Origin of the sequence: Sphingobacterium suaedae, from assembly GCF_042684625.1 — a bacterium.
GTDB lineage: Bacteria > Bacteroidota > Bacteroidia > Sphingobacteriales > Sphingobacteriaceae > Sphingobacterium > Sphingobacterium suaedae.
This window is the reverse complement of the sequence record NZ_JBHULR010000005.1, coordinates 86,582-113,438: the sequence shown is the minus strand read 5'-3', so window position 1 is coordinate 113,438 and position 26,857 is coordinate 86,582. Positions and strand designations below refer to the sequence as shown.

At 42.6% G+C, this 26,857-nt stretch carries 19 protein-coding genes; 13 read left to right on the top strand and 6 right to left on the bottom strand.

Annotated elements, in window-relative coordinates; translation table 11 throughout:
- The first annotated feature begins 27 nt into the window (after positions 1–27).
- Complete coding sequence (locus ACFSR5_RS13320; RefSeq protein ID WP_380904568.1) at positions 28–942, top strand: nucleotidyltransferase family protein; 915 nt, start codon at positions 28–30, stop codon at positions 940–942.
- A 490-nt stretch (positions 943–1,432) separates the two neighbouring features.
- Here the strand turns inward: ACFSR5_RS13320 and dnaK are convergent, their stop codons facing one another.
- A complete protein-coding gene (dnaK, locus tag ACFSR5_RS13315) occupies positions 1,433–3,340 on the bottom strand; it encodes a molecular chaperone DnaK (protein WP_380904566.1) in 1,908 nt (635 codons plus the stop codon).
- 312 nt (positions 3,341–3,652) lie between these two features.
- On the opposite strand from dnaK, the gene ACFSR5_RS13310 reads away from it, so the two are divergent.
- Together ACFSR5_RS13310 and ACFSR5_RS13305 are read left to right on the top strand one after the other, a co-directional pair.
- Entirely contained in the window at positions 3,653–4,204 is a 552-nt protein-coding gene (locus ACFSR5_RS13310; protein WP_380904564.1) for a thioredoxin family protein, read from the top strand.
- A gap of 2 nt (positions 4,205–4,206) precedes the next feature.
- Positions 4,207–4,569, top strand: a complete 363-nt coding sequence (locus ACFSR5_RS13305) for an MmcQ/YjbR family DNA-binding protein (protein ID WP_380904562.1) — start codon at positions 4,207–4,209, stop codon at positions 4,567–4,569.
- Positions 4,570–4,598: 29 nt separating this feature from the next.
- Here ACFSR5_RS13305 and ACFSR5_RS13300 read toward each other — a convergent pair whose 3' ends face one another.
- The 4 genes from ACFSR5_RS13300 to ACFSR5_RS13285 form a co-directional block, all read right to left on the bottom strand.
- A complete protein-coding gene (locus ACFSR5_RS13300; protein ID WP_380904560.1) occupies positions 4,599–5,474 on the bottom strand; it encodes a GLPGLI family protein in 876 nt (291 codons plus the stop codon).
- The gene (locus ACFSR5_RS13295; RefSeq protein ID WP_380904558.1) at positions 5,467–8,142 is read right to left on the bottom strand and encodes an outer membrane beta-barrel protein; all 2,676 of its coding nucleotides are present in this window, start codon (positions 8,140–8,142) and stop codon (positions 5,467–5,469) included. Before ACFSR5_RS13295 ends, ACFSR5_RS13300 begins: the two co-directional genes overlap by 8 nt.
- Positions 8,143–8,376: 234 nt before the next feature.
- Positions 8,377–9,807, bottom strand: a complete 1,431-nt coding sequence (pyk, locus tag ACFSR5_RS13290) for a pyruvate kinase (RefSeq protein WP_380904556.1) — start codon at positions 9,805–9,807, stop codon at positions 8,377–8,379.
- 126 nt (positions 9,808–9,933) lie between these two features.
- Positions 9,934–10,440: an IPExxxVDY family protein gene (locus ACFSR5_RS13285; RefSeq protein WP_380904554.1), complete on the bottom strand. Its 507-nt coding sequence runs from the start codon at positions 10,438–10,440 to the stop codon at positions 9,934–9,936.
- A 248-nt stretch (positions 10,441–10,688) separates the two neighbouring features.
- Here ACFSR5_RS13285 and ACFSR5_RS13280 point away from each other — a divergent pair, with 248 nt between their 5' ends.
- The 10 genes from ACFSR5_RS13280 to ACFSR5_RS13235 all read left to right on the top strand — a co-directional run bounded on the left by ACFSR5_RS13280 (position 10,689) and on the right by ACFSR5_RS13235 (position 22,880).
- Positions 10,689–10,928: an acyl carrier protein gene (locus ACFSR5_RS13280; RefSeq protein ID WP_037498900.1), complete on the top strand. Its 240-nt coding sequence runs from the start codon at positions 10,689–10,691 to the stop codon at positions 10,926–10,928.
- 22 nt (positions 10,929–10,950) lie between these two features.
- Positions 10,951–12,204 carry a beta-ketoacyl-ACP synthase II gene (gene fabF / locus ACFSR5_RS13275; RefSeq protein WP_380904552.1) on the top strand — a complete coding sequence of 418 codons (1,254 nt, stop codon included), beginning with the start codon at positions 10,951–10,953 and terminating at the stop codon, positions 12,202–12,204.
- Positions 12,205–12,286: 82 nt separating this feature from the next.
- On the top strand, positions 12,287–13,039 hold the full coding sequence (gene rnc, locus ACFSR5_RS13270; RefSeq protein ID WP_380904550.1) for a ribonuclease III: 753 nt from the start codon (positions 12,287–12,289) through the stop codon (positions 13,037–13,039).
- 42 nt (positions 13,040–13,081) lie between these two features.
- Positions 13,082–14,476 (top strand): histidine--tRNA ligase, encoded by a 1,395-nt coding sequence (hisS, locus tag ACFSR5_RS13265; RefSeq protein ID WP_380904548.1) that lies wholly within the window; start codon positions 13,082–13,084, stop codon positions 14,474–14,476.
- 141 nt (positions 14,477–14,617) lie between these two features.
- Positions 14,618–15,613, top strand: a complete 996-nt coding sequence (gene pdhA, locus ACFSR5_RS13260) for a pyruvate dehydrogenase (acetyl-transferring) E1 component subunit alpha (protein ID WP_380904546.1) — start codon at positions 14,618–14,620, stop codon at positions 15,611–15,613.
- Positions 15,614–15,661: 48 nt separating this feature from the next.
- Positions 15,662–17,302, top strand: a complete 1,641-nt coding sequence (locus tag ACFSR5_RS13255) for a pyruvate dehydrogenase complex dihydrolipoamide acetyltransferase (protein WP_380904544.1) — start codon at positions 15,662–15,664, stop codon at positions 17,300–17,302.
- Positions 17,303–17,551: 249 nt separating this feature from the next.
- On the top strand, positions 17,552–18,703 hold the full coding sequence (locus ACFSR5_RS13250) for a serine hydrolase domain-containing protein (RefSeq protein WP_380904843.1): 1,152 nt from the start codon (positions 17,552–17,554) through the stop codon (positions 18,701–18,703).
- Positions 18,704–18,811: 108 nt separating this feature from the next.
- A complete protein-coding gene (locus ACFSR5_RS13245; protein ID WP_380904542.1) occupies positions 18,812–19,171 on the top strand; it encodes a CoA-binding protein in 360 nt (119 codons plus the stop codon).
- Positions 19,172–19,407: 236 nt separating this feature from the next.
- The gene (locus ACFSR5_RS13240; protein WP_380904540.1) at positions 19,408–20,658 is read left to right on the top strand and encodes a glycoside hydrolase family 88 protein; all 1,251 of its coding nucleotides are present in this window, start codon (positions 19,408–19,410) and stop codon (positions 20,656–20,658) included.
- Positions 20,658–22,880: a glycosyl hydrolase family 95 catalytic domain-containing protein gene (locus ACFSR5_RS13235; protein ID WP_380904538.1), complete on the top strand. Its 2,223-nt coding sequence runs from the start codon at positions 20,658–20,660 to the stop codon at positions 22,878–22,880. Before ACFSR5_RS13240 ends, ACFSR5_RS13235 begins: the two co-directional genes overlap by 1 nt.
- Here ACFSR5_RS13235 and ACFSR5_RS13230 read toward each other — a convergent pair.
- Positions 22,853–26,725, bottom strand: a complete 3,873-nt coding sequence (locus tag ACFSR5_RS13230) for a hybrid sensor histidine kinase/response regulator transcription factor (RefSeq protein WP_380904536.1) — start codon at positions 26,723–26,725, stop codon at positions 22,853–22,855. The two genes, ACFSR5_RS13235 and ACFSR5_RS13230, sit on opposite strands and share 28 nt — an antisense overlap.
- Positions 26,726–26,857: the final 132 nt, after the last annotated feature.

The window sequence follows — 26,857 nt, the reverse complement described above, 5'->3', positions numbered from 1 at the left end:
ATTGTTACTAACACTAGATAATAAATAATGAATAAACCAACATTGTTAATTCTTGCCGCGGGTATGGCCAGTCGATATGGATCATTAAAACAGATTGATGCCTTTGGGCCTCACGGCGAAACCATTATTGATTATTCCATCTTTGACGCTATACGGGCTGGTTTTGGAAAAGTTGTATTTATCATTCGTGAAGAATTTCTAGATAAAATGCGCGAAGTTTTTGATGAAAAACTTCGGGGAAAAATTGAGGTAGATTATGCTTTCCAAAGTTACGACTTGACGAAATTTGGTATTGACAAAGTTATTGAACGCGCGAAACCTTGGGGCACAGCCCATGCGGTTATGAGCGCAAAAGATAAAGTGAATGAACCGTTCTGCGTAATTAATGCGGATGATTTTTATGGTGCCGACTCCTTCGCACAAATGGCAAAGTTTCTGACGACAGACGTGGCCGACGATACAATGGCGTTAATGGGCTTTCAGGTTGGTAATACCATGTCTGATTATGGCTATGTATCCCGCGGCGTGTGTGAAGTGGATCAAAATGGTCATATGATATCGGTTACAGAACGTACCAACATCTATTACGTAACGGACGAGCAAGGAAAGAAGAGAATTGTTTATGAAGAAGATGGTGTGCAGCATGACTTAGATGCGGAAACACGTGTTTCTATGAATTTTTGGGGATTTACACCGCGTATTTTTGAAGTTGCGGAAGATATGTTCGGTCCTTTTGTAGAAGCAAACGGAGACAACCCAAAATCAGAGTTTTTTATTCCGTCTGTCCCAGATTATATGGTGAAAAATGATATGGCAGATTTTCGGGTTATTCCCACATCATCCAAATGGTTTGGAGTAACTTACAAAGAAGATAAGCCTATTGTGCAGGAGTCTATCTCGAACTTAGTTGTAGACGGTATTTATCCAGAAAAATTATTTTAAACGTATATGCTTAGTTAGAAGAGGGTTGGCGGAAGTCAACCCTCTTCTCGCTTAAAAGGTTGCGGTGTTTTTTTGTAACAAATATTTTAGTAGAAAGGTATTGGTTATTCATTTACTTTTGAAGGTGTAAACCGTTTAGAATGTAACGTATGATTTTTCTTCGAGTTTTTATCAAGTCTGTCCGTGTCCTAATGGTGGTTATGTTGCTTTGGAGCGTTTTATCTAGTATTCGTGGGGCGGAAGGGCCGTTTTGGTCTGAAGTGCGGTGTTTGCTGACTTGTGAAGTGGAAAAAGGATATGTGAACATCCGGACGGATTTGCAGTGTTTTTCTTCCGATTCCATATTGGTATCGTTGAAAATTTTGATTGACACCAGTCCAGTGTTTGGATAATTAGCGTGTGAAGCATAAAATATCCCCATCATTAAACAAAAAACAAACGGCCGATGAAATACTCATCGGCCGTTTGTTTATTTAGGGGTGAATATAAATTATTTCACTTCTTCAAATTCTACATCTTGTACATCGTCACCACCTTGTTTACCACCTTGCGCTTGCCCAGCATCACCCTGAGGTTGTTGTGCTCCACCTTGTTGAGATGCTGCATACATTTCTTCTGAAGCCGCGTTCCAGGCATTTTGAAGTTCGGCAGATGCCGCATCAATTTCTTCGAAATTTTTGGCGGCATATGCTGCTTTCAATTTCTCCAAACCAGCTTCGATTGGAGCTTTTTTCTCCGCAGAGATTTTATCGCCGTACTCTTTGAGCTGTTTTTCGGTAGAGAAAACCAACGCATCAGCTGCATTGATTTTGTCAGCTTCTTCTTTTACCTTCTTGTCTGCTTCTGCATTGGCCTCTGCTTCTTGCTTCATTTTTTGAATCTCATCGTCCGATAGGCCAGATGAAGCTTCGATGCGGATGTTTTGTTCTTTACCTGTAGCTTTGTCTTTGGCAGATACTTTTATGATTCCATTGGCATCAATATCGAACGTTACTTCGATTTGAGGAACACCGCGTGGTGCTGCTGGAATACCATCCAAGTGGAACCTTCCGATCGTACGGTTTTGAGATGCCATCGGACGCTCGCCTTGCAGGATATGAATTTCTACTGACGGTTGATTGTCTGATGCCGTAGAAAATACTTCAGATTTCTTTGTTGGAATGGTCGTATTTGATTCAATTAATTTCGTCATCACACCGCCCATGGTTTCAATACCTAAAGAAAGCGGTGTAACATCTAGTAATAACACATCTTTCACTTCACCGGTCAATACGCCACCTTGAATAGCTGCGCCAAGAGCAACGACCTCATCTGGATTAACCCCTTTGGAAGGTTCTTTTCCGAAGAAAGCTTTAACAGCATCTACAATGGCAGGGATACGTGTAGAACCACCTACTAAGATGATTTCGTCGATGTCTGCTGTAGAATATCCTGCGTTCTTTAATGCCGATCTACATGGTTCGATCGTACGTTGGATCAGATCAGCTGCTAAAGATTCAAATTTTGCACGAGACAATGTGCGTACCAAGTGTTTCGGTCCAGTTGCATCTGCGGTGATATACGGCAAATTGATTTCTGTCGACGTTGTGCTCGATAATTCGATTTTGGCCTTTTCAGCAGCTTCTTTCAAGCGTTGCAAAGCCATAGCATCCTTTTTCAAATCGAAACCACTATTTTCAGAGGCAAATTCTTCGGCCAACCAGTTGATTATAACATTGTCAAAGTCGTCACCACCCAAATGCGTGTCACCATCGGTAGATTTAACTTCGAATACCCCATCTCCCAGCTCTAATACGGAAACGTCGTGCGTACCACCACCACAGTCAAACACAACGATTTTCATATCCTTATGTGCTTTGTCAAGCCCATAAGCTAACGCTGCCGCTGTAGGTTCGTTGATGATACGTTTTACATTTAAACCTGCGATTTCTCCGGCTTCTTTTGTGGCTTGACGTTGTGCGTCATTGAAATAAGCAGGAACCGTAATAACCGCTTCTGTTACCTCTTGTCCCAAAAAGTCTTCAGCTGTTTTTTTCATTTTTTGAAGAATCATAGCTGAAATTTCTTGCGGAGTATATTTGCGATCGTCGATTTCTACACGAGGTGTATTATTGTCTCCTTTTATTACTTTATAGGGTACTTGTTGAGCTTCTTTAACCGATTCATCGTAGGATAAACCCATAAAACGTTTGATAGAGTATACCGTTTTATGAGGATTGGTAATTGCTTGACGTTTGGCCGGATCACCCACTTTGCGCTCACCACCATCTACGAAAGCTACAATCGAAGGAGTAGTACGTTTACCTTCATTGTTTGCAATGACTACGGGCTCGTTACCTTCCATCACGGCAACACAGGAGTTCGTAGTTCCTAAGTCGATTCCAATAATTTTTGACATATCTTGTTTATTAATATTTACGAGTTACTATTTTGTTATGTACCTGTTCTATCAACAGCTATGCCAACGTTAAAATCGTCATAAAAACGTAAATAATGTCTTTTTTAATGTCAACTGCTCTGCCAAACTGTCATTTTATTAGGGCGTCGTCGTGGAATCCATGGGAAACTATAAAGGATTGTTTACGGCAACGCTACAAAAAATGCGATTTAGGATGGTTATCCCCAGACATGGAAGAAGTGCGTTCTATGGTGTGCGATTTTTTTACCAAAAATAAATTGCTAAATTCGTCTGAATAACACACGACAAGATATGACCTTCCAGGAATATTTAGATTATTTTGAACAGGTATTGGCCTCTCCGCAAGATTTCGACCCCTACGGGGATGCCGAATATTTCAATTACACAAAACTGAACTGGTCTAGGATGAACCGCTGGCTAAAGCGATTTGAACCAAATGAAGCGATTAAAAACCTAATTTCATCGATAACTGAACATCAACATTGGATCGTGATTACTGAGCCTTGGTGTGGTGACGCGGCCCATTCGGTGGCACAGCTTTATCAAATCGTCAAAAATAACCCGAATATTGATTTTGAAATTCACCTTCGGGATTCGGAACCTTTCTTGATCGAAGATTACTTAACGAGCGGGGGTAAATCAATCCCTAAGCTTATTATTAGAAATGATGTTGGTCATGACAAAGTGATTTGGGGGCCGAGGCCGAAAGCCTTGCAGACTATTTTTATTCAAATGAAAGCAGACAATGCCCCTTTTGAGGAGATCAAAGAGGTGCTGCAGAAATGGTACAATGAAGACAAGGGGCAGGAGCTGCAACAAGAGCTTCTTGCCGAACTCAGCTAACCATGCACATCGAAAATTTACGTGAATATTGCCTCTCCAAAGCCGGAACCACAGAAGAACTGCCTTTTGGGCCAGATACGTTAGTATTCAAAATTGGAGGAAAGGTTTACCTACTAGTCGGTTTAGATCAAGTCGACGCCTTGCGGTTTAATGTGAAATGCGATCCCGATAGAGCGTTAGAACTTCGTTCTAATTATCCTCATTCCGTAATTCCGGGCTATCATATGAATAAAAAGCACTGGAATACGGTATATTGTAACCGAGAACTTCCGGACGATGACATAAACGAACTCATTGACCATAGTTACGATCTGGTTTTCGCGTCGCTTTCCAAAACTATTCGGGAGAACATTATAGCCGTATAGATATATCTTTTCACTGGTTCTATAACACATTAATAAATCAGGTTCTCAAACAGATTTCTTCGTGTCTGTTTGCTGTTGGCTCCGCCGCCAAAAATGCGATTGTTCCCCAGCGTGTTGAAGAAATCATTCATCGACATGCTCGTACTTTTTTTGTCCCGCCACTGTTTCGGGACGTTGTCTACGGTGAAGTCTACTTCTCTGGCCCAATAATTAATATGCATCTCAGGAATGGCCAAACCTAGGATCATTCCTGGAAGACCTTGTACTAAAGCAGGCCCGCCCGATATTGGAATTTGATCGGTATAAAAGGCAACGAGGTATAATGAATCTTCGGTCGCACCATTAACACGCCGACACTCATACCCTGCGATATTTCTATACTCGTCTGTAAAACGCCAGGTAATTTGCTGAAGGGAGTCTTGAAGGAGGTATTTTTCGTCCAGTTCCAACTCGATCTCGTTTTTGCCAGTCCGTAGATCTTGGAAATATACTTTATGTTGGTTACGGCCCATGCCGCGCCCCCCACCCCCCGGAGGCCTATTATTATTGTTTCCGCGCCGGCCGCGGCTGCTGCGATTACCGGATTCGGTCCCTGTGCGCGGAGTGCGTGTTGTTTCGGCCTCGCTTTCCACTGGCATCATCAACGTTTCGTCCTCATCAAACTGTAAACTGAACATGCTTGAGTTTTTCTCGGGTATATCATCGATATTCCCTCCGAAACGCATCATCATTCCACGGTTTTGGTTGCCTTGCCGATTACTCATTTCGCGAATGCGCGCTCGTAAGTATATCTCTTTTTCAAACTTAATAATACCTTTTTTTGGAAAATACGCGTGCTGTGCATGGAGATCGCCGCTAAGTATTCCTGCGAAAAAAAGGAGTATAATATAAATGGATCTAGTCATTCTTTTTTCCTAAATTTTTATTGAAATCCCATTTTAGACCAACCATAAGGTATTGAGACAACATCTCTTGCTGGGTTTCAGAGAAATTGTTATTTCCGAAGGAACGGTTCGTGTTGTTGAAGCTGTTGAATACATCGAAGGCCTTGATGCTAAGTAGGAGCGATTCGCTTTTTAAGAGTTTTCTTGTCAGTTCCAGGTTCATATAAAATTGTTGAATGGGCTCTGGAAATACCTTTGTTTTTCCCGTATAACTATAGAAGATAATCTGTGTGAAACTGAACTTGTATGGAAGGAAATACTTTAATTCTGCATTCATGGAAGATCGAAACGCTGTATTATTAAGTTGTGTTTGTATCGTGTTCGCTTCGTTATTGAGTCCGATGCCTAAGTTCACGTTGAAGTCGATAATCTTCGAATTTTGTTTGTTGGCATTGATACCTAGATTTGCATTGGCATTCTTACTGTTGTTGAGTTCGCCGTTGATGTACTCATAATTGTTGGAAAAATAAACCATTGCGAATGGTCCAAATTGAACGAGTCCATTAAAAATTGGCTTTCCATAATTCACATTGACGCGTCCATTCCAATTGACATGGTCCTGAATATTGACAAATGTCGCTGTTGTTCTTCCGACGCTATCCGTTATTGAGTTATTCACAATAGCATTGTTTGTGAAGCTTGTTGACGCATTTACGTTGAAAGAAGATGCTTTGAGCAAACTAAACTTACTAAAGTTGATATTTAAAGTATTGTTCACTTCTCTTTTTAGATCCGGGTTTCCGAGTTGTCTATAGAGCTCATTCGTCGGCGGCTGAAGAGGTTGCAACTGCGAAAAGCTAGGGACGTTTGTATTATTCTGATAGCCTAGGTTTACGCTTTTGCTATTGCTGATCCGGTAGGATATATTTGCGTTTAGATTGTTTTGCCAGAAGTTTCTTGCCAGGTCGATATCCCGATAACTGTCTGTCAGCTTTTGGTTCCGGTAGGTCATCCGGTTGGAAATATTTATGTTGAGTTTGTCCGAGTGGTAATTTAAATTGACATCCACTCCGTTGTTCTGCGTAGCGTCTTCTTGGTTTTTCGAGTACAGGGTATCTATCGTAGATGTGCCGCTCTGCGGATCGTTGTTAAATGCATTGACGAGCCCATGGTTCTTAGATGTACTAAACGAGTATCCCAAGGCTACATTTAGGTTTTTCGTAATTGGTTCACTGATATTAACGGATGCACCTAAACGGTTGTTTTTATTTTCAGTCATACGCGTTTGGTCGACGATCTTCGTGCGTTCGAGTGTACCCGTGCTGTCGTATAAGTTCGTTGTTTCGTCGACTAGATTGGTGCCTTCAGCGTTATTTAACTGCGTGTTTAGGTGAATATTGACACTACGTCCGTTTTTATTAAGCCTGCGTCGGTAGTCCATACGTAAGTCTAAGTTTTCGTTATCAGTTTGGCTGCTATTCTTTTGTTCGAATTCGTTCGCTTTGATTAAATCGTTATTGGTCGTGCTGTTGGAAGCATTGTTGACAGATTCTCCTCGACCCTTGCTGCCATTGAGCTGAATATTTAGATTACTCAAAGAATCTAGACGATATCGTATTTGCGAACGTAGCACATGATTTCTGTTGTCAGAGCTTGAGTTGGATGCTGATGCGGTCTCCTGCGTTCGTGTTCCATCCAAAACACGTTTACTAAAACGTGTCGATTCATTGGCTTGCCCATTATTATTAAAATTATAGCTCGAGGTGAGATGCAGTTTTTTCTTTAAAAAATTATTCTCGTAATTGATACCTGCACTTTTATATATCGGGTTTCCAATAATCTGGTTATTCATGCGGATACGGCTGGCGTCGCCACTATTTCCCATATTATTCCAGTTGCCGGTCACACCAACTCGTTCGGTTTGATTGAACTTTGCAGTAAACAGGTTGGCATCAAAAAGCCCCTGTGTACCTATACTCGCATTGGCATTGCCAAAAACACCTTTTCTGGCTTCTTCCTTTAACACCACGTTTACAGTCTGCAGGCGTACGCCGTCATCGATGCCGGTGAGTTCCGCTTCTTCTGATTTTCGTTCGTAAACCTGTACTTTGTCCACGGCGTCGGCGCGGACATTCCGGATCGCGATTTTGGGATCATAGCCGAAAAATTCTTCGCCATCGATTAGTACTTTTGAAACCGTTTTCCCTTGGGCAGTTATTTCTCCCGAAGCCGAAACAGTAAGGCCTGGCAGGCGTCGTAATAGATCTTCCAGTTTGGCATTTTTTTCGGTCTCAAAGCTTCCGGCGTCGTACTCTATCGTATCGCCCTTTATCTTAATTGGTATTTTTTGGTTGATTACGACTTCCTCCAGCAAGTTAGACTGGGAGCGGATCTTTATCGCTTCCAGATCGATTTTTTTGTTGTGTACGGAAATCCGTTGACTGTAAATTTCAAATTTTGGGTAGGTTGTTAACAGTAAGTATTCCCCGTTTTTCACGTTGTTAAACTGAAAAGTACCCGTTTCTGTTGCCCGGGTGAAGTACCGCATAATGGAATCACTGTCCAATAAGACAATGGAAGCGTTTTCAAGGGCCTTGTCGTCTGCTTGATCTACCACTATCCCCCGGATGCTCTGCGCACCAGCATACTGTACAACAACCAATAAAACAAGCAGGATAATTCTCTTCATAATCGCAGTTAGATGTCCAAAGAAAAAAAGAAATAGAGTAAATTAATGTTAAATAGTTGCGTGTAATAGCTTTGATACAAATGTGCTGACGATGGACGGCAGGTGTGTTCTCAAACAAATCAAAATCTTTTGGAGAAGAAGGGTTGATGAGTGGACGAGATTGCTGAGATTGGAGCAAAACAAAAGGAGCCGTTCGCAATGAACAGCTCCATATCGATTTGCTCCAATACGTTTTTATTTAACTTCTGACACACGGATGGTGTTCGTCCTACCTTTTTCGTGCAGTGGCGTGGACGATGTGTTAATAACGATTTGTCCAGGTGCAACCAGGTTGTTTTCTTTTAACAATCTGTTTACATCTTGGATAGTTCCATCAGTGCTTTCAAATTTTTCATAGATAAATACACGGACACCCCATACTAAACTGAGTAAGTTTAATAATTTTTTATTACCCGTGAAGACATATATATCTGCATTCGGGCGGTAGCTAGAAATTTCGAAAGCGGTATATCCTGAAGACGTCATGACAGCGATGGCTGACGCTTCGGTGTGAGCAGCTAAGTGAATGGATGAGCCACAGATGGCATCCGGAATTCGTGTTACGGCCTCATGTACCCCTTGTTTACTACTGTAGTAGGGATATGAAGTATGTTCCACGTGTGTGATGATTTTTGCCATAGTTTCGATGACGATCTCGGGAAACTCGCCCACAGAAGTTTCTCCACTTAGCATTACCGCATCTGCACCATCCAAAACAGAGTTTGCAACATCGTTTACCTCGGCACGTGTAGGGCGAGGTGTCGTGATCATGCTTTCCAGCATCTGCGTAGCAATAATGACTGGCTTTGACAAGTTACGGCATTTTTGTACGATCATCTTTTGTAAGCCTGGTACTTCTTCCATAGGCATTTCGACACCCAAGTCGCCACGCGCCACCATCACAGCGTCCGTAGCTTCGATGATCGCATCGATATTGTCTATAGCTTCTGGTTTTTCTACTTTCGCAATAACTAACGCGTGGCTACCTTTTGCTTTGATGATTTCTTTACATTGTTTAATGTCATCGGCAGAACGAACAAAAGACATAGCTATCCAATCGGCTCCGTTATCCAAGGCAAAATTTAGATTATCTAAATCTTCTTCTGTCAGCGAAGGGATAGATACTTTGGTGTTTGGAAGGTTAACACCTTTACGGGAAGTTAAAACACCGCCATGTACCACCTCGCATTTAACCGTATCTTTATAGTTGGTATTTAATACGCGGAGTTGAAGCTTTCCGTCATCTAACAAAATGATTTCACCTTCTTTTACATCGTTCGGAAAATTTTCATACGTAATGTAAATACGATTTTCATCACCGATCAGCTCTTCGGTTGTGATTTCAACTTGAGACCCGTTAATAAGCACCGCTCCGCCCTCTTTCATTTTGCCAATGCGTATTTTTGGGCCTTGCAAGTCTGCGAGGATGCCGACATTGAACGGATGCTCAGTATTGATTTCTTGAATGGTTTTGATCACTTTTAAATGGTCATCTTGGCTTCCGTGTGAGAAGTTCAGACGACAAACATCCACACCTTTGGCAATCATATTGGTCAATATAGTCTTGTCCGACGATGCTGGACCAAGTGTGGCAACGATTTTTGTCCTTTTTTGAAGCTTGTTCATTTACAGTATTTTAATTATGTTCGTTTATGTTCTCTTCTAAGAAAAAACTTATTCTGCAAAAATAGCAATCTGTTTTTAAGTTAGGTTTACTAATGTGTAAAATTTACACTTTGCTAAGTTATTTCACTAAAATATAAGATTTTCTTTGGATTTCAATGAGGTAGGGTCTAATTCTTTTATTAAAATAACTTCCGGAATCGCCTTAATGTCCTCCTGTAGTGCTCGAAGATCGTCTTGGTCGATGTAGTGTTTAACGATGAGAAAATAATCGAAATTTGGTAGCTCTGGTACAAGGATGCCTCCTTCGAGACTTCGATTATTTACCACATAAAATTCAAATTCAAAGTTAGCCTCACAGTATCGGTATATGGTGAAAAGATGCTTAGTAAGTTTCTTTTGCCTGTTTCGTTCAAAAACGATGTGATAATCCATTTCGTCCCGTTCCTTTTCCTTAACGTAGCCTTTATGATCAATATAGTCTTCCTTTCCCCGGACGAAGGCTAGCCCCGTGTGTTTATATATGAAATGACAAAGGCGATAATCACGTAAGGGCGAGCTGATGCCGATCAACACGAAATCCAATTCCAGGTCAAAGTCGAGATCGAGGGTTAGATGTTTTTTTGTTACGCTCACGGTTTCCGAATTAACTTCGAAATTAGAAAAAATAGGCGAGGTTTCTATTTTTGTATATAAAATCTTTGTTTCTTGGTAGATAAAAAAAAAATTATTAATATTGGGTATATGCCTAATGATGACGGTTTTTAAAACAAATAGGGGGTAAAAACGTTCTTATTTCAAATCTTCAAGTCAAAAAAGGTTTGATAATTGGGGAAATTTATTTTTCTTTGCACAGATTTATTAAACAATTAAACTATAAAATCATGTCAGATATCGCATCAAGAGTAAAAGCAATTATCGTTGAGAAGTTGGGTGTAGACGAAAACGAAGTAACACCAGAAGCTTCATTTACGAATGATTTAGGTGCAGACTCACTTGATACAGTTGAGTTGATCATGGAATTCGAAAAAGAATTTAACGTAGCTATTCCAGATGATCAAGCTGAAAACATCAGTACAGTAGGTCAAGCTATCTCTTACTTGGAAAAGAACGTTAATAACTAATTTATTAGGCCAAACATATTTAATGGAGCTTAAAAGAGTAGTTGTAACAGGGTTAGGCGCTCTTACACCACTAGGCAACACCGTCTCAGCTTACTGGGAGGGATTGGTTAATGGTATAAGCGGCGCTGCTCCTATTACGCATTTCGATGCATCAAAATTTAAGACCCAATTCGCTTGTGAAGTGAAGGGATTTGATCCACATGATTTTATGGATCGTAAAGAGGCTCGCAAAGTCGATCCTTTTGTTCAGTATGCCATTGCTTCAACAGATGAAGCAGTAAAGGATGCTGGATTAGAATTTAGTAAGCTGGATACCAATCGGATAGGTGTGATTTGGGGTTCGGGTATCGGCGGTTTAAAGACGTTTTTGGATGAAGTAGTGACCTTTGCTAAAGGGGATGGCACGCCGCGGTTCAACCCGTTTTTCATTCCAAAGATGTTAGTTGATATTGCACCAGGCCATATTTCGATGCGCCATGGACTTCGCGGTCCCAATTTTTCTGCAGTATCAGCCTGTGCTTCATCCACCAATGCGATGATTGATGCTTTTAACTATATACGTATGGGAATGGCGGATATCATTATCACGGGAGGATCAGAAGCTACTATTAATGAAGCAGGTATTGGCGGCTTTAACGCCATGCATGCGCTGTCCACCAGAAATGATGATCCAAAAACGGCATCACGGCCTTTTGATAAAGATCGGGATGGGTTTGTCTCCGGAGAAGGCTCGGGCGCCATCATATTGGAAAGCTTGGAGCATGCGTTAGCACGCGGAGCGAAGATATATGCAGAAGTTGCTGGTGGCGGAATGAGCGCCGATGCGCATCACATCACCGCATCTCATCCTGAGGGGCTCGGTGCGAAATTAGCCATGAGTAAGGCTATTGCAGACGCAAACTTTGGTTATGCCGATATTGATTATATCAATGTGCACGGCACATCGACTCCTGTGGGAGATATTAGTGAGACAAAGGCGATTATCGATTTATTTGGTGAGCATGCCTATAAGCTGAACATCAGTTCAACTAAATCGATGACCGGACATTTGCTAGGAGCTGCAGGTGCTATTGAAGCCATTGCGTCAATACTGTCCGTAAAAAACGATATTGTCCCTCCAACGATCAATCATTTTACGGATGATCCGGATATTGACAACAACCTGAACTTTACCTTCAATACTGCACAGGAGCGTGTAGTGAACGCGGCCTTAAGTAATACATTTGGTTTCGGCGGTCATAACGCTTCCATTATCGTGAAGAAGTATCACTCTTAATGCATATAAAGAGGATCATGTAGATACAAATGATAGGTGGTTTCGATGAGAAACTACCTATTCCTTATTTATACATACTAGAATGCCTTTCGCAAGGATATATTATTTATATTTCTCTCCCCATAAAGCTTACGTTCGTAAACTGAAGAATATTCTTGGTTTCGTCCCGGGTAATATCAAGCTCTATCAGATGGCTTTTCGTCATAAATCGGTGGCAACAACGATTCGCGACGGGGTGAAGAATAGTAATGAACGACTGGAGTTTTTGGGCGATGCCGTATTGGGATCGGTCGTTGCGGAATTATTATTCAAATTGTATCCCTACAAAGATGAAGGATTTCTAACGGAACTCCGGTCGAAAATTGTCAGTCGTGCGAATTTAAATCAGTTATCCCGTAAGTTAGGTTTTAACGAGTTTATCGAATACGATGCGCGGATGATCAGCTACCCAAATAAACAAGGCTCGTTGCTGGGGGATGCTTTTGAAGCGGTAATCGGAGCCGTTTATATGGATAAGGGGTATCGGTTTACGAAGGAATTTTTGCTTACCCGTATCATAAAGCCGCACGTGGATATCCATACACTGGAGATTACAGAAACCAATTTTAAAAGCAGGCTTATCGAATGGTGTCAACAATTTGGCAAAGAAATCCAATTTCTTCAGGTAGAAAATCCACAGGGAGAGTCGGCCAAACTATTCACCATGGAGGTGTTGGTCGATGGTGAAGTATGTGGTTTAGGACGTGATTTTAACAAGAAGAGCGCCGAGAAATTAGCTGCAGAGAAAGCTTGCGAATACCTTAAAATATTCGAAACGGAAGAATTTTCGCGGTAAACTAGTCTTTCGCATTTCATTCGGATATCTTACCTTTGCCGTATGGCAAATATCAAACCTTCACTTGCTAAAGGTACACGCGATTTCTCCCCTCTGGAGATGGAAAAACGCAATCATATTTTCAATACGTTACGCTCTGTTTTTCGAAAATTCGGTTACAACGAAATCCAAACCCCGTCTTTCGAAAATTTGTCCACATTGACGGGCAAATATGGCGATGAGGGCGATAAATTGATCTTTAAAATTCTGAATTCGGGCGACTATTTAAGTAAGGTTCCCCAAGATGTGCTGGCCGAAAAGGCGTCTAATAAGTTGATTCCAGTTATCTCGGAAAAAGCATTGCGCTATGATCTTACGGTGCCGTTTGCCCGTTACGTTGTGATGCATCAACATGAACTCACACTGCCCTTTAAGCGTTTTCAGATACAGCCTGTTTGGCGTGCAGACCGTCCGCAGCGCGGGAGATATCGGGAGTTTTATCAGTGTGATGTGGATGTCGTGGGCTCTTCGTCGTTATTGAATGAGGCAGAATTTATCTTGATTTACCACGAGGCGTTATCTGCATTAGGATTAAAAGACTTCACGATTAAGATCAATAACCGAAAAATACTTTCCGGTATTGCGGAGGTAATCGGAAAACCTGAACTTATCGTGGATATGACGGTAGCCATAGACAAGCTCGATAAAATCGGCTTAGAGGGGGTAAACAAAGAATTGCTGGAGCGCGGTTTCACAGAAGATGATCTCAATGTATTGAAACCTATTATTCTGTTAGACGGCACAAACGTTCAAAAATTGACATCCCTTCGGTCTGTTCTTGCATCGTCGGCTGTCGGACTTGCAGGCATTGCTGAACTCGAAGAAGTATTTTCTTACATCTCAGCTTTCGGACAAGCAACATTGCTCGAGCACGAGGTTGAGGTAGACATTACATTGGCACGAGGTCTGAATTATTATACGGGCTGTATCTTTGAAGTGAAAACAAACGAGGTCGCGATGGGAAGCATCGGTGGTGGAGGACGTTACGACGATTTGACAGGTATGTTCGGACTGAAAGATCTAACTGGTGTGGGTGTTTCATTCGGGGCAGACCGAATCTATGATGTACTTGAGGAACTGCGTCTTTTTCCGGCTTCATCCACCGCATCGACTCAAGTTTTGATTGTCAATTTTGGAGAAACGATTGAGCAATACACGCTTCCCGTGCTAGCGCGGTTGAGGGCTGCTGGTATTCCTGCCGAAATTTATCCGACGGCAGCGAAACTCAAGAAGCAAATGAGTTATGCGGACGATAAAAAAGTGCAGTATGTTCTCCTTGTGGGTGAAGAAGAGGTAGCTTCAGGCCAGTTTTCCGTAAAAAACATGAGTTCAGGAGAACAGCGGAAACTCAACTTGGACCAATTGATAATTTTGTTAAAAAAGGAAGCGGCCGTGTAGGCCGTTTGCTTTTGGAAGAATTCAGAAAATAAAATACTTTTGTGACAAAAAAGCATGATTTCGCCCCGATTTTTTATCCGAAATATCGTTATAAATGATTAGATTTGTGGTCGGATTAGTTAAGAAATTCAATACTTTAAAATGAGTTCAACACCTATAACAAAAGAAACATATTTAGAGTGGTATAAATCTATGCTACTTATGCGTAAATTCGAGGAAAAGGCTGGACAGTTATATGGACAGCAAAAAATCCGTGGATTTTGTCACTTATACATCGGTCAGGAGGCTGTTGTAGCAGGAACAATGTCTGTTATCAAGCCCGAAGACTCTTTGATTACGGCGTATCGTGACCACGCGCACGCATTGGCAAAGGGCGTTTCTGCCGATGCCTGTATGGCGGAGCTTTTCGGTAAGGCTACGGGATGTTCTAAGGGTAAAGGTGGTTCTATGCACTTTTTTTCTAAAGAGCACAAGTTTATGGGTGGACATGGTATCGTAGGGGGGCAAATTCCACTTGGTGCCGGTATTGCATTTGCTGAGAAGTATTTAGGAACGGATAATGTTAACGTTTGTTACATGGGGGATGGTGCGGTGCGTCAGGGGGCTTTCAACGAAACGTTGAACATGGCGATGACGTGGAAACTGCCTGTCATTTTCGTTTGTGAGAACAATGGATATGCCATGGGTACTTCCGTAGCTCGTACGACAAACATGATAGATATCTACAAAATGGGACATGGTTTCGATATGCCAAGTGCTGCTGTGGACGGAATGGATGTGATTGCTGTACATAATGCTATGGATGAAGCTGTACAACGTGCGCGTGCCGGCGAAGGACCTACGTTTTTGGAAATCCGTACTTACCGTTATAAAGGACACTCGATGTCCGATCCTGCGAAGTACCGTACCAAAGAAGAATTGGAAGAGTACAAAGGAAGAGATCCATTGTTGTCTATTAAAGCAGCTATCGTGGAGAATAGATATGCCGATGAAGCTTGGTTTGCAGAAGTAGATGCCGAGGTAAAAAAAGTCGTAGAGGAATCTGTGAAATTTGCGGAAGAGTCTCCGTATCCAGACGCTTCAGAGATCTATAAAGACGTGTACGTTCAAGAAGACTATCCGTTTATATTGGACTAATTTTAAAAGAGGAATTACTTTAACTTAAAGATATAATCTACTATACAAATGGCTGAAGTAGTAAGAATGCCGAAAATGAGCGACACCATGACCGAAGGTGTAATTGCTAAATGGCACAAAAAAGTCGGTGATAAGGTGAACTCCGGTGATTTGATCGCTGAAGTTGAAACAGATAAAGCGACAATGGACTTCGAGTCTTATCAAGAAGGCACATTGTTATATATAGGTCCAAAAGAAGGCGATGCTGTGGCTATTGATGCTGTTATCGCTGTTTTGGGTGAAGAAGGAGAAGATTATAAAGCGTTATTAGATGGTGGTGCTGCTGCTCCTGCAAAAACAGAAGAAACGAAAGAAGAGTCTCCGGCTGTTGCAGAAACCGCGGCGCCTGCAGGGAATGCTGTTTCTGCAGAAGAATTAGGCTGTACAGTGATCACGATGCCGTTATTGAGTGACACGATGACTGAAGGCGTGATCGCGCAGTGGAACTTCAAGGTGGGTGATACCATAAAATCGGATGACGCGATTGCTGATGTAGAAACTGACAAAGCGACTATGGAGGTGACGGCTTATGCCGAAGGAACACTACTTTACATCGGTGTTGAGGCTGGTTCTGCGGCCAAAGTTAATGATATTATTGCTATTGTTGGGCCTGCAGGTACTGATGTAACACCATTATTGAATCAGAAACCTTCCGGTGGTGCCCCTAAGGCGACGACGGAGGATGTAAAGTCAGAGGCGGTTGAGGCAAAATCGCACGCTGCTCCAGCAGCGTCGTCAAATGAAGACGACTCGCGTGTCAAAGCATCTCCTTTAGCACGTAAAATCGCTAAAGATAAAGGAATTAACCTGAACGATGTTAAAGGTTCTGCTGATGGTGGGCGTATCGTAAAGAAAGACGTGGAAGGTTTTACTCCATCTGCGAAAACCGAGACACCAAAGACGGCTGCATCGTCGTCAGCCCCTGCGCAAGACGCAAAATCCATCACCTTGCCACAATATATCGGAGAAGAAAAATACACAGAACAGAACGTTTCGCAAATGCGTAAAACCATTGCTCGTCGTCTTGGTGAGTCTCTGTTTACTGCTCCACATTTCTATTTGACGATCTCCGTAGATATGGATAATGCTATGGCTGCTCGCGGACAGATTAATGATGTTGCTCCGGTCAAGGTTTCATTTAATGATATTGTTATCAAAGCGGTAGCTATCGCCCTGAAACAGCATCCAGCTGTGAACTCATCTTGGAGGGGGGATAAAATTCGTTTCAATGAACACGTGAATGTTGGTGTAGCAATGGCCGTTGAAGATGGATTATTGGTTCCGGTAGTGCGCTTTGCAGATGGTAAATCATTATCTCATATTTCCGCAGAAGTAAAGGAATACGGTCAAAAAGCGAAAGCTAAGAAACTGCAACCAGCCGATTGGGAGGGCTCAACATTTACGGTATCTAATCTAGGAATGTTTGGTATCGATGAGTTTACATCTATTATCAACTCCCCAGACGGAGCTATCCTTTCTGTAGGTGCTATTCAACAAGTGCCTGTTGTGAAGGGCGGCGCAGTCGTACCGGGCAATGTCATGAAGTTGACCTTAGGTTGTGACCACCGTGTCGTGGATGGAGCTACAGGTGCTGCATTCTTGCAAACATTAAAAGGACTTTTGGAAGCGCCTATTCGCTTATTGGCGTAATTCTGTCTTGATGATATATAAAGCCCCTCGGTAATACCGGGGGGCTTTTCTGTAGGTTTGCTTTTCGGCAAATACCTGATTGAAAATTTTTCCTGTAAAAAAAACGCTGTAAATGGCTTCGCCGTATGTTTTAGTTGATTTTTAGGTTTATTAATACTATTTTGGAAAAATCAGCATTTATATATTTGAAACGAACATTTTTGAAGTAGACTAGTGAGAGTAAATTTTTTGACTATAGCCTTCGCGTGTATGGTGGTAGCGTTTAGCGCTTGTTCTTCACCGGAGGCCAAACAGAAGGAAATCGAACAGAAACAAGAAGAGAAAGACAGCATAGCTCTTTTATATAGCCCCGCAGAAGCAGATAAGGAAATCGACGCCTTTATGCAGAAGCTCCATCAGAAGTCGGCCTTTAACGGCAATGTACTGATCGCGCGAAAAGGGAAAATTATTTATCAGCATTCATTTGGTTGGGCCGACTATCTGTTAAAAGACAGTCTCAAGATCGATGATAAGTTCGAACTGGCGTCTGTTTCCAAGCCGCTTACTGCGTTGGGTATCCTTAAGCTTGTGGAAAATGATAAATTGAAACTCACGCAAACGGTTAACGACTTTTTTCCGGACTTTCCGTATCCAGGTATTACGATACAGATGTTGTTATCCCATCGCAGTGGCTTACCTAACTATGTATATTTTTCAGAAGGGGTATGGCAGGATAAGAAAAAAGGGATGAGTAATATGGAGGCAATGAGCTTGTTGATTCAACATAAGCCCGCACGATATGGAGCTCCTGACGGACGATTCCATTACAACAACTCTAACTTTATGGTATTAGCATCTATTATCGAAAAAATAACTGGCAAGAGCTTTACGGAATATATGAAAGAGACCGTTTTCGACCCAGCTGGAATGAAAAATACAGCGGTTTTATCCAAGGCAGTATACGAGAAAATTCCCACGAACGTCATAGGGCATGATAAAGTTTGGCGGAGATCGGTTGTGCAGAACTACTTAGATGGACCCGTTGGCGATAAGGGGATCTACAGCACGGTTCACGATTTATTTTTACTTGACATCGCTCTAAAGGAGGGGCGTATTTTGTCGAAAGCAATATTGGATTCCGCCTATGTACCAAGAAGTGATGCAAAAAGGAGCCTTTTTAGTTACGGGTATGGTTGGCGTACATTTTCTCCAAAGGAAGCGCAGATCGTGTACCACACCGGTTGGTGGCACGGATTTAGGAATCTTTATGTACGGGATCTTACGAATGATGTTACCATTGTACTTTTGTCGAATATGGCTAACGGCAGTTTAGTGAAATTGGACGACTTGTATAAGATCTTAAAAATGCCTATTTTGAGACAAAATGCCTATAATGCCAACGGCGATTTCGTGGTGAATTAAACGAAACAATAGCAGGTTGGTCTATATAGCATACGTCGGGGCGGAGCCTTGCTAGGCTTTTGCAAGCTACGGTTACAATTAATCAATATTGACGAATAAGGAAATTATATGAAAAAAACGCTTATACTTGGCGCAAGTCCAAATCCAGCCCGATACGCCTATCTGGTAGCAAATAAGTTGGTGCGAAAGGGATACCCTATCGTAAACGTAGGACGTAAAAAAGGGGCGGTAGCAGGTGTCGACATCGAGCAGATGGATGTTATCCATTCGGATATAGACACCATCACGCTATATGTCGGCCCACAAAATCAAGCACCGTACTATGATTATATCCTGCAGACAAATCCAAAGCGGGTAATCTTTAACCCGGGAGCGGAGAATGAGGAGCTAAAGACAAAATTACAAGAGGTCGGAATTGAGGCAGTAGAGGCTTGTACCTTGGTCATGCTCAATACCGGACAATATTAGGCCGTTGCATTGGTTTTAATATGAGCCACCCGACTGATGACCCTATCAGTCGGGTGTTTTTGTATCGTAGACGTTTCTTCCCTTTCTAACTTTCACAGCATTTAATTCTTCAAGTCGTTGAAAATAGGACAAACGTTTGCATGCGTTTTGAAAACGTTATCGTTAATCTCGTAGTCTATTGTCGCTTGGGTAGTCGCTTTTAAAAAGCTATATTTAATGCTTATAGACTATTTGTTATGAAAATTTTTTCGTGGATTTTAAGTGCATTGCTGTGTATCACCTCGTCTATTGTTGGGCAGACGCGCGAGCCCTTAACATTGAAATTAGGTAAAGAATTTATTGCAGAACAGCTCGGGATGGCCGGACAACAGATCCTTTTTCTGGCTAATGTGACACCGGCGGATAAGTTCCCGCGGACATTTGAGCATGATGCGCAGAAATTCTCTGGTTCGTCGTGGTGGTGTTCGGGATTTTATCCCGGTACATTATTATATCTGTATGAAGGTACGGGTAATAAAAAACTATTGACATTAGGACTTCAGAAACTCGAGCCTTTAGCGAAGGAAAAGAACAACAAAGGGACGCATGACCTAGGTTTTATGCTGTATTGCAGTTTTGGCAATGCACTGCGTTTAACTGGAGATTCCTCACGATATAAGGATGTATTAATTTCGGGCGCCAGTTCATTGGCAAGCCGCTTCAGTCCGATTACCAAAACCATTCGTTCATGGGACCATAAACCATGGCATTACCCAGTGATCATCGATAATATGATGAATCTGGAGTTTCTCACTCAGCTCTCCAAAGTAACTGGCGATCGTAAATTGTATGATGTTGCCGTTATGCATGCTAATACAACCTTAAAAAACCACTTTCGGAAAGATTACAGTTCATATCATGTGATTGACTACGATGGTGAGACGGGGAAGGTATTGGCCAAGAAAACCCATCAAGGTGCATTCGATGAATCGGCTTGGTCTCGAGGGCAGGGATGGGGCTTATATGGGTATACCATGATGTTTCGAGAAACGGGCGAAAAAAAGTACCTGCGCCAAGCCCAGAGCATCGCCCATTATATCTTTACCCATGCTAATCTCCCAAATGATTTGGTACCGTATTGGGATTTCGACAAAGATAAGATATCAGCAACCGATAAGATGTATGGGCGAAAGGACCTTCGTGACGTATCGGCAGCCGCGTTGTATAGTGCTGCATTGTTGGAATTGTCGCAATATGTCGATAGAAACGAAGGTGAAAAGTACCTGCGTTGGGCAGAAACACTACTTACTAACCTTTCTAAAGGACCTTATCGTGCGCAGTTGGGAACGAACGGCGGATATATCCTCCAGCATAGCGTGGGTGCCTTACCTTTAAATTCTGAGGTTGATGTACCCCTTACGTATGCCGACTACTACTACGTGGAAGCATTGGTACGGTATCAACGATTGTTAGAAGGGAAATCGGTTGTATCGCAACTAGTTAAGTAATGCGGACTACGCTATTATCCATTTTTTTTGTAGCGCAGGTGATTTTTGCGTGCGCCCAACAGACGGAGGGAATATTCCCCGTGGAACAGCTTGGCAATACCATTTATTCTGGTGTTTTTACTGGAAACGGTCTTCTTGGTACCATGACCTACCGAAAGTCTAACCACGCCATCCGAATTGATATCGGACGCACCGATGTCTATGACCATCGGAAAAATTCAGAGACAGCCTTGTTTGACAAAGCGCGTTTACCAATCGGTCATTTTGAATGGTCCTTTATGGATACCATACAACAGGCGGTAGGAAGAATGGATTATAGAAATGCTGAAGCAGAGGCAACAGTAATTGTGGGAGGCAAGCCGATCGTATTTAGGACGATTACCTTTGCACACCGTGATATCATATATATCGAATTATCCGGCGATCTATCCACATTTGAACAATCTGGCGTATTGCAGTGGGTATCCGAGCAAGCAAAAAGCCCCCGAGTGAATTTCGCGCATGCCAAAAAGCCCGATCAATATCCACCGAACCCTCCAGCACACACAGGGAAGCAAGGTGATGTGCAGTTTCACCATCAGCCTTTATTGGCTGGTGGCGGTTACAGCGTAGCATGGAAACGAGTGTCTCGAGGTGATAAACCGGCCTATTTGGTCAGCGTTGCTTATGATACCGTAGGCTCCGACCATTTGGCAAATGCAGTGACCAATGTGCGAACATTCCCCTGGAGAACGTTGGATGAGGAGCTACAGCAACATCGTCTATGGTGGCAGAAGTATTACGCCAAGTCCTCTATCAATATACCCGATCCTGTAATCCAGCAATTCTATCATATGCAGCTGTACAAGTTGGCTTCGGCGACGGGCGATGGCCGACCTGCAATGGATTTACAGGGACCGTGGACGGCTAATACACCTTGGCCGGCGTACTGGCACAACCTGAATATACAATTGGCTTATTCACCTACCTTTACCGCTAATCACTTAGAAATTTCAAAATCGCTTATACAGATGATCGACCGCAATGTCGACAATCTGATTCGGAATGTCCCAGCGCCTTATCAATACAACAGTGCCGCCATAGGGCGCAGTTCGGCTCCAGACATGGTGAGCCCTGTCTATGTAGCGCGTGGCAAGGATGGCCGTGCCTGGGACGACGGAAAGCGTGAGGTCGGAAATCTTACATGGATGCTGCACAGCTACTACCAATATTATCGTTACAGTATGGACAGCAGCGTGTATGATCGCCTCTTTCCGTTGCTGAAGCGGTCGGTTAACTACTATCTGCATCTATTGGACGAAGATGAACAAGGACGTTACCATATCGTTGAGAAGACCTATTCGCCAGAATATGGGAAAGGATATGCATACGATACGAATTACGATCTGGCCATATTACGTTGGGGGCTTCAAGCATTGATCGCGCTGGATGATGAACGGCCGGGGAGAGATCCACTGTACGAAAGATGGAAGGATGTACGTGCAAATCTCCGGGATTACCCGCAGGATGAAGATGGCTTTATGATCGCCAAAGACGTTCCTTACGCGGAATCACACCGGCATTATTCCCATCTAATGATGATATATCCCTTTTATGACGTGCATTGGGAACAGTCAGAAAATCGGGACCTGATTGTGCGCTCTATGCAGCACTGGCAGAGCAAGGATGCGTATCTGCAGGGATATTCTTTTACAGGTGCAGCATCAATGTATGCGATGATGGGGGATGGAGACAAGGCATTGCAATCGTTGCAAACCTTGTTGAAGCATTATGTTAAACCCAACACGTTGTATGCCGAGACGGGCCCCGTTATTGAAACCCCTTTGGCAGCGATGACGAGTATACAGGAGCTATGCCTGCAATATTGGAATGAAACTGCTCGTATATTTCCAGCTATGCCGAAGACATGGCGCGATGTTAGCTTTCACGACCTGTTGACGGACGGCGCCTTTTTGGTGTCCGCAGAAAGAAAGGAAGGCAAGACAACACACGTTGTTGTCAAAAGCCAATACGATGGTGTGCTGCGATTGCAAACCGGCATTTGGGAAGGGGACGTGCGCATACACGGAAAGGGCAAGCTTTTAGAACGAGATGGCGAAGAGGTGTTATTGCAGCTTGTTAAAGGCGATGTGGCCACCATTACACGAGATACCGACGGTTTAGCAGACAAGTACCACAATATCGGGCCTCGAGGTCACGTATTGTCGGAATTGTCTCCATGAACGAACTCCGAGGGATTAATACCGAAGTGCTTTTTAAACTCCTTACTAAAATATTTGCGATCTGAGAATCCGACGGCGTAAGCAACTTCACTGATGTTCATGGTAGTTCCAAGCAACTGTTTTGCTTTGTTCAATCGGTAAATTTTGACGTAGTTGTTTAGCGATAAATCGGTGATTGCCTTTAGTTTACGGTACAGGATGGGGGCACTCATACCCATAGATTTTGCAATAAAATTTACGTCGAACCCTTCACTACACAGGTGGTTATCAATCAGCTCATCGAGTTTGTGTATGAATTCGAAATCCAAATCGTTTGTGCCATACATCTGGTGTTTGATAAAATTCCGTCTTTTGTTTCGGCTGATTTGCAAGAGATTGATCACAGACAGATAAAGTTCGTTACGGTCAAACGGCTTCTGGAGGTATAGGTTTGCCCCAAACTGCAATGTTTCGGTTTTCAGGTCGTTGTCTGAAACGGCAGTAAGAAGGATAAATGGAATGTGGCTGGTTGTTACGTTCGTTTTTACATTTTTACAAAATTCCACACCGTTCATGTTCGGCATCATAACGTCAGAGATGATGATATCGGGTAAATGGCTTTGCGCTATTCGCAGAGCCTGTTCACCATCGGATGCTTTGATAACCGTGTAATTCTCCTCAAAAATACGGTAAATAAGATCCAGTAACTCTTTATTATCTTCCACGATTAAGATTACTTCTTGACGATCATCAGCAGGTGTGCCTGGCCGCCAAACCGAAAGTTGCTGGTCTTGAGTATGCGTGTCTATGCCGGGCTCCTGCAGTTCCTTCCAAGTGGTCTGGTTTAACACGATAGTGAATATCGTCCATGCTTGTTCGTTTTCGACCACGGTTCGGCAAGATATGGAACCGCCATGTCTTTCGACGATGTGTTTGGTCAAAGCTAATCCTATTCCTGTGCCAATAACATTTGCTGTCTCGTTTTCCCGGTAATACTCCTCGAAGATCTTGAACTGGTTATCGATCGCTATACCGATGCCGCTATCGACAATTTGGATCTCGATGGTGTCGCCGTTCTTCAGCAGATCCAGATAAACGGATCCTCCTTCTGGGGTGTATTTAATCGCGTTGGAAAGTAAATTGAAAAGCACTTTATCAAATTGTAAGGTGTCCAATGGAAAGAGTCCTACGTGATCAATTTTTCGAATGTAATAGTTGAGATGCTTGGCGTGTGCAAGTTCGTACAACAGGTAAAAATTATCTTCTACATATTCTCGTAGTGGAACCTCCGTGAGTTGCAAAATCTGGCGTTTATCATCGAATTTTTTGAAGTCGAGTAGTTCGTTAATGATTCCCAATAGTTTGTTTGCATTTTTTTTTATCCGTTTTACTTTCAATTGTGTCTTTGCGTCGTTTGCCGTTTCGGCGATAATTTCATCCAACGGAGCAGTAATCAATGTCAAAGGTGTCCGGATTTCATGCGAAATCTGTGTAAAAAATTTAATTTTCTTTTTTTGTTCTTTTTCTGCATTTATTAAAACCTCGCGTTCTACAATAAATTTAATCAGTAAGTGGATGATAGAGGCGAACAACAAACCATATATCAAGTATGCCCACCATGTCTTCCAGAAAGGAGGGTGTACAACGATATTGATATGTAGCGGCGTTTTACTCCAAACCATGTCGTTGTTGCTGGCATAGACTAACAACGTATGTTTTCCGATGGGAATATTCGTATAACGAATGGTGGGAGTGCTGATTTCTATCCAGTCTTTATCAAACCCATCCAGTTTATACCTGAACCTATTTTTGGCCGGTTTGATAAAATTCGAACTTGAAAAATCGAGAGTTAGGAAATTTTCATCATAGCGTAGCTCCAAACGATACGTGTTTTTATTCCCGTCTTTTGACAAACGGTTGAAAGGTAGAAGTTGATCATTTACCCACAGATTTCTTAAAATGGTGGAAGGCACGTTTTTATTGAAAACGAGATGTTCCGGACGGAAAGCAATCAATCCGTTTAAGGTCGTAACAAAAATAGTTTGGTCCTTACTGAGAAAAATCTTTGCGCCCTGAAGGTTTTTGACTGGAAGACCATCGTGCTCTGTCAAAATATTTGTATACTTATTTTCTAAGTTATAGTAGATCAGTCCTTTCTTACTCGTAATCCATAATGTGTTTTCTACAGCTATTGGCCATCCCAAAGTGTTGCCTTTAAAAGTCGCTACACGTTCGAATCGACCATTGGTCGGACGTCTGTATACAGATTCTTTCGACGTGAACCACAAAGTCGCATCTGCATCGATAAAAAAACCATCTACACTAAGTTTGTCTAAGCTGTCTAAGCGAAATATGTCTTCGTCTTTGCTTTTTCGGTAAATCTGTGAGTTGGTAAGTGCATAAATGGTTTGATTGTGCCCCTCTTGTATATCGGTTACAGGACCGTTTCCTAATTCAGGCAAAAACTGAGGGGTGCCCCCCTTTAAAACGCGATGCAGTCCGAGGTTTGTGCCAAGGTATATGGTCTCGCTAGTGTCAACATAAATACTATAGATGTTATTTTTTGGATGAAACGGGCTTTCATTCAGAGAAAAATGTGTACCGGACTTTGTCGATGGAGAAATGACTGAATAGCCACCAGCGTATTGCGCGACGTAGAGCTTATCATGGCGGGCATACACATCTTTGATGAGGTTGGATGTTGTCCAAGACGGATAGCTGGTAATCTGGCGGGTTTGTTTGTTCATGGCGCTGATGCCTTCCTCTTCGGTGCCTATCCAGTACGTATCTGCTGATTCGGTAAAGCTTGCGACGATGTCGCTATTCAGCCTTTGGGTCGACGATGACCTCGTGGAATAATGTTGTAATTGGATGAAATTTGGATAAAGGGCGTTGATACCCCCGAAATAGGTTCCTATCCAAACAATTTGTTGCTCATCAATAAAGATATCGTAGATGGAGTTTTGACTTAAGGAATAAGGAGTCAGTGCATTATGCCGGAAATTGTCGAACGAGCCCGTACGATGCATGATGGACAGTCCTTTCAGGGTACCAATCAGTAACCGTCCCTTGTTGTCATGGATAATCTTCCGTACGTTGTTGCTCAGTAGATTACTGTTTTTCTCTGTATAGTTCGTCCAAGATTTTGAGACCATATCATACCGAAATAGACCGTGAAATTTGGAGGCTATCCACAGGTTTTTACGATCAAAGTACATGCAGGGGATTGTTCGCTCGGATGCATTCGTTATGGGCAAGTGTAAATCGGTTACGGAGGTCACGCGACGATCATCGATCCTAATCAGTTCGACTCCTTTTCCGCTGGCAAGTGCAAAACGACCGCCACCCAAACTCTCTAAGGTTTGTACCTTGGGGCGCGGAAGGATGCGCTTGATGGTGTAACTATTGTTTTCGAAAATCGCTAGGTATAGACCATCGGAAGCGCAGATAAAGGTTTCTTTGTTAAAAATTCGAACATCATAAACGATTAGATTTCTAATGAAGGGTACGCCATGATCGGCGATAGGCATTCGTTTGTTGATATCGTAAATACGGAAATCGGTAGAGGTGGCAACAAAAAGATGATTCTCGGCATTGATCGCAATTTTAGTAATGTACCCAAGCGTGGAAAAAATTGTATCGTTGGCAGCGACATTCAGTACTTGTTGGGAATCATAAACAAAGAGATTATTTTCGCCACCGAACCACAGTTTTCCTTGTGCATCTTGTGCGATGGTGAGCACGGGCTGTTTGTCGAATACATTCTCTTGGGTTAGTGGTTCGAAACGTAAATCCTGCGCATAAGTGGCAATCGAGATATAGAACGCGATAGCGAGTAAGTAACGCAGGGTGCTGCAGAATTTCATGGCTAGTATTCGGTATTGTTATAGATTCCGAATTTAGGATTTTCCCCCTATAAAAAGCTCTCCCAGTCGGTATATCTTTGCGGAATTTAGGATTTTCCCCCTAAATATTTAAAAATGTCCCCCTCTTGAACC

Coding starts and splice junctions, on each gene's coding strand:
- ACFSR5_RS13320 (WP_380904568.1), top strand. CDS start 28: ATGAATAAACCAACATTGTTAATTCTTGCCGCGGGTATGGCCAGTCGA.
- dnaK (WP_380904566.1), bottom strand. CDS start 3,340: ATGTCAAAAATTATTGGAATCGACTTAGGAACTACGAACTCCTGTGTT.
- ACFSR5_RS13310 (WP_380904564.1), top strand. CDS start 3,653: ATGACCTTCCAGGAATATTTAGATTATTTTGAACAGGTATTGGCCTCT.
- ACFSR5_RS13305 (WP_380904562.1), top strand. CDS start 4,207: ATGCACATCGAAAATTTACGTGAATATTGCCTCTCCAAAGCCGGAACC.
- ACFSR5_RS13300 (WP_380904560.1), bottom strand. CDS start 5,474: ATGACTAGATCCATTTATATTATACTCCTTTTTTTCGCAGGAATACTT.
- ACFSR5_RS13295 (WP_380904558.1), bottom strand. CDS start 8,142: ATGAAGAGAATTATCCTGCTTGTTTTATTGGTTGTTGTACAGTATGCT.
- pyk (WP_380904556.1), bottom strand. CDS start 9,807: ATGAACAAGCTTCAAAAAAGGACAAAAATCGTTGCCACACTTGGTCCA.
- ACFSR5_RS13280 (WP_037498900.1), top strand. CDS start 10,689: ATGTCAGATATCGCATCAAGAGTAAAAGCAATTATCGTTGAGAAGTTG.
- fabF (WP_380904552.1), top strand. CDS start 10,951: ATGGAGCTTAAAAGAGTAGTTGTAACAGGGTTAGGCGCTCTTACACCA.
- rnc (WP_380904550.1), top strand. CDS start 12,287: ATGCCTTTCGCAAGGATATATTATTTATATTTCTCTCCCCATAAAGCT.
- hisS (WP_380904548.1), top strand. CDS start 13,082: ATGGCAAATATCAAACCTTCACTTGCTAAAGGTACACGCGATTTCTCC.
- pdhA (WP_380904546.1), top strand. CDS start 14,618: ATGAGTTCAACACCTATAACAAAAGAAACATATTTAGAGTGGTATAAA.
- ACFSR5_RS13255 (WP_380904544.1), top strand. CDS start 15,662: ATGGCTGAAGTAGTAAGAATGCCGAAAATGAGCGACACCATGACCGAA.
- ACFSR5_RS13250 (WP_380904843.1), top strand. CDS start 17,552: ATGGTGGTAGCGTTTAGCGCTTGTTCTTCACCGGAGGCCAAACAGAAG.
- ACFSR5_RS13245 (WP_380904542.1), top strand. CDS start 18,812: ATGAAAAAAACGCTTATACTTGGCGCAAGTCCAAATCCAGCCCGATAC.
- ACFSR5_RS13240 (WP_380904540.1), top strand. CDS start 19,408: ATGAAAATTTTTTCGTGGATTTTAAGTGCATTGCTGTGTATCACCTCG.
- ACFSR5_RS13235 (WP_380904538.1), top strand. CDS start 20,658: ATGCGGACTACGCTATTATCCATTTTTTTTGTAGCGCAGGTGATTTTT.
- ACFSR5_RS13230 (WP_380904536.1), bottom strand. CDS start 26,725: ATGAAATTCTGCAGCACCCTGCGTTACTTACTCGCTATCGCGTTCTAT.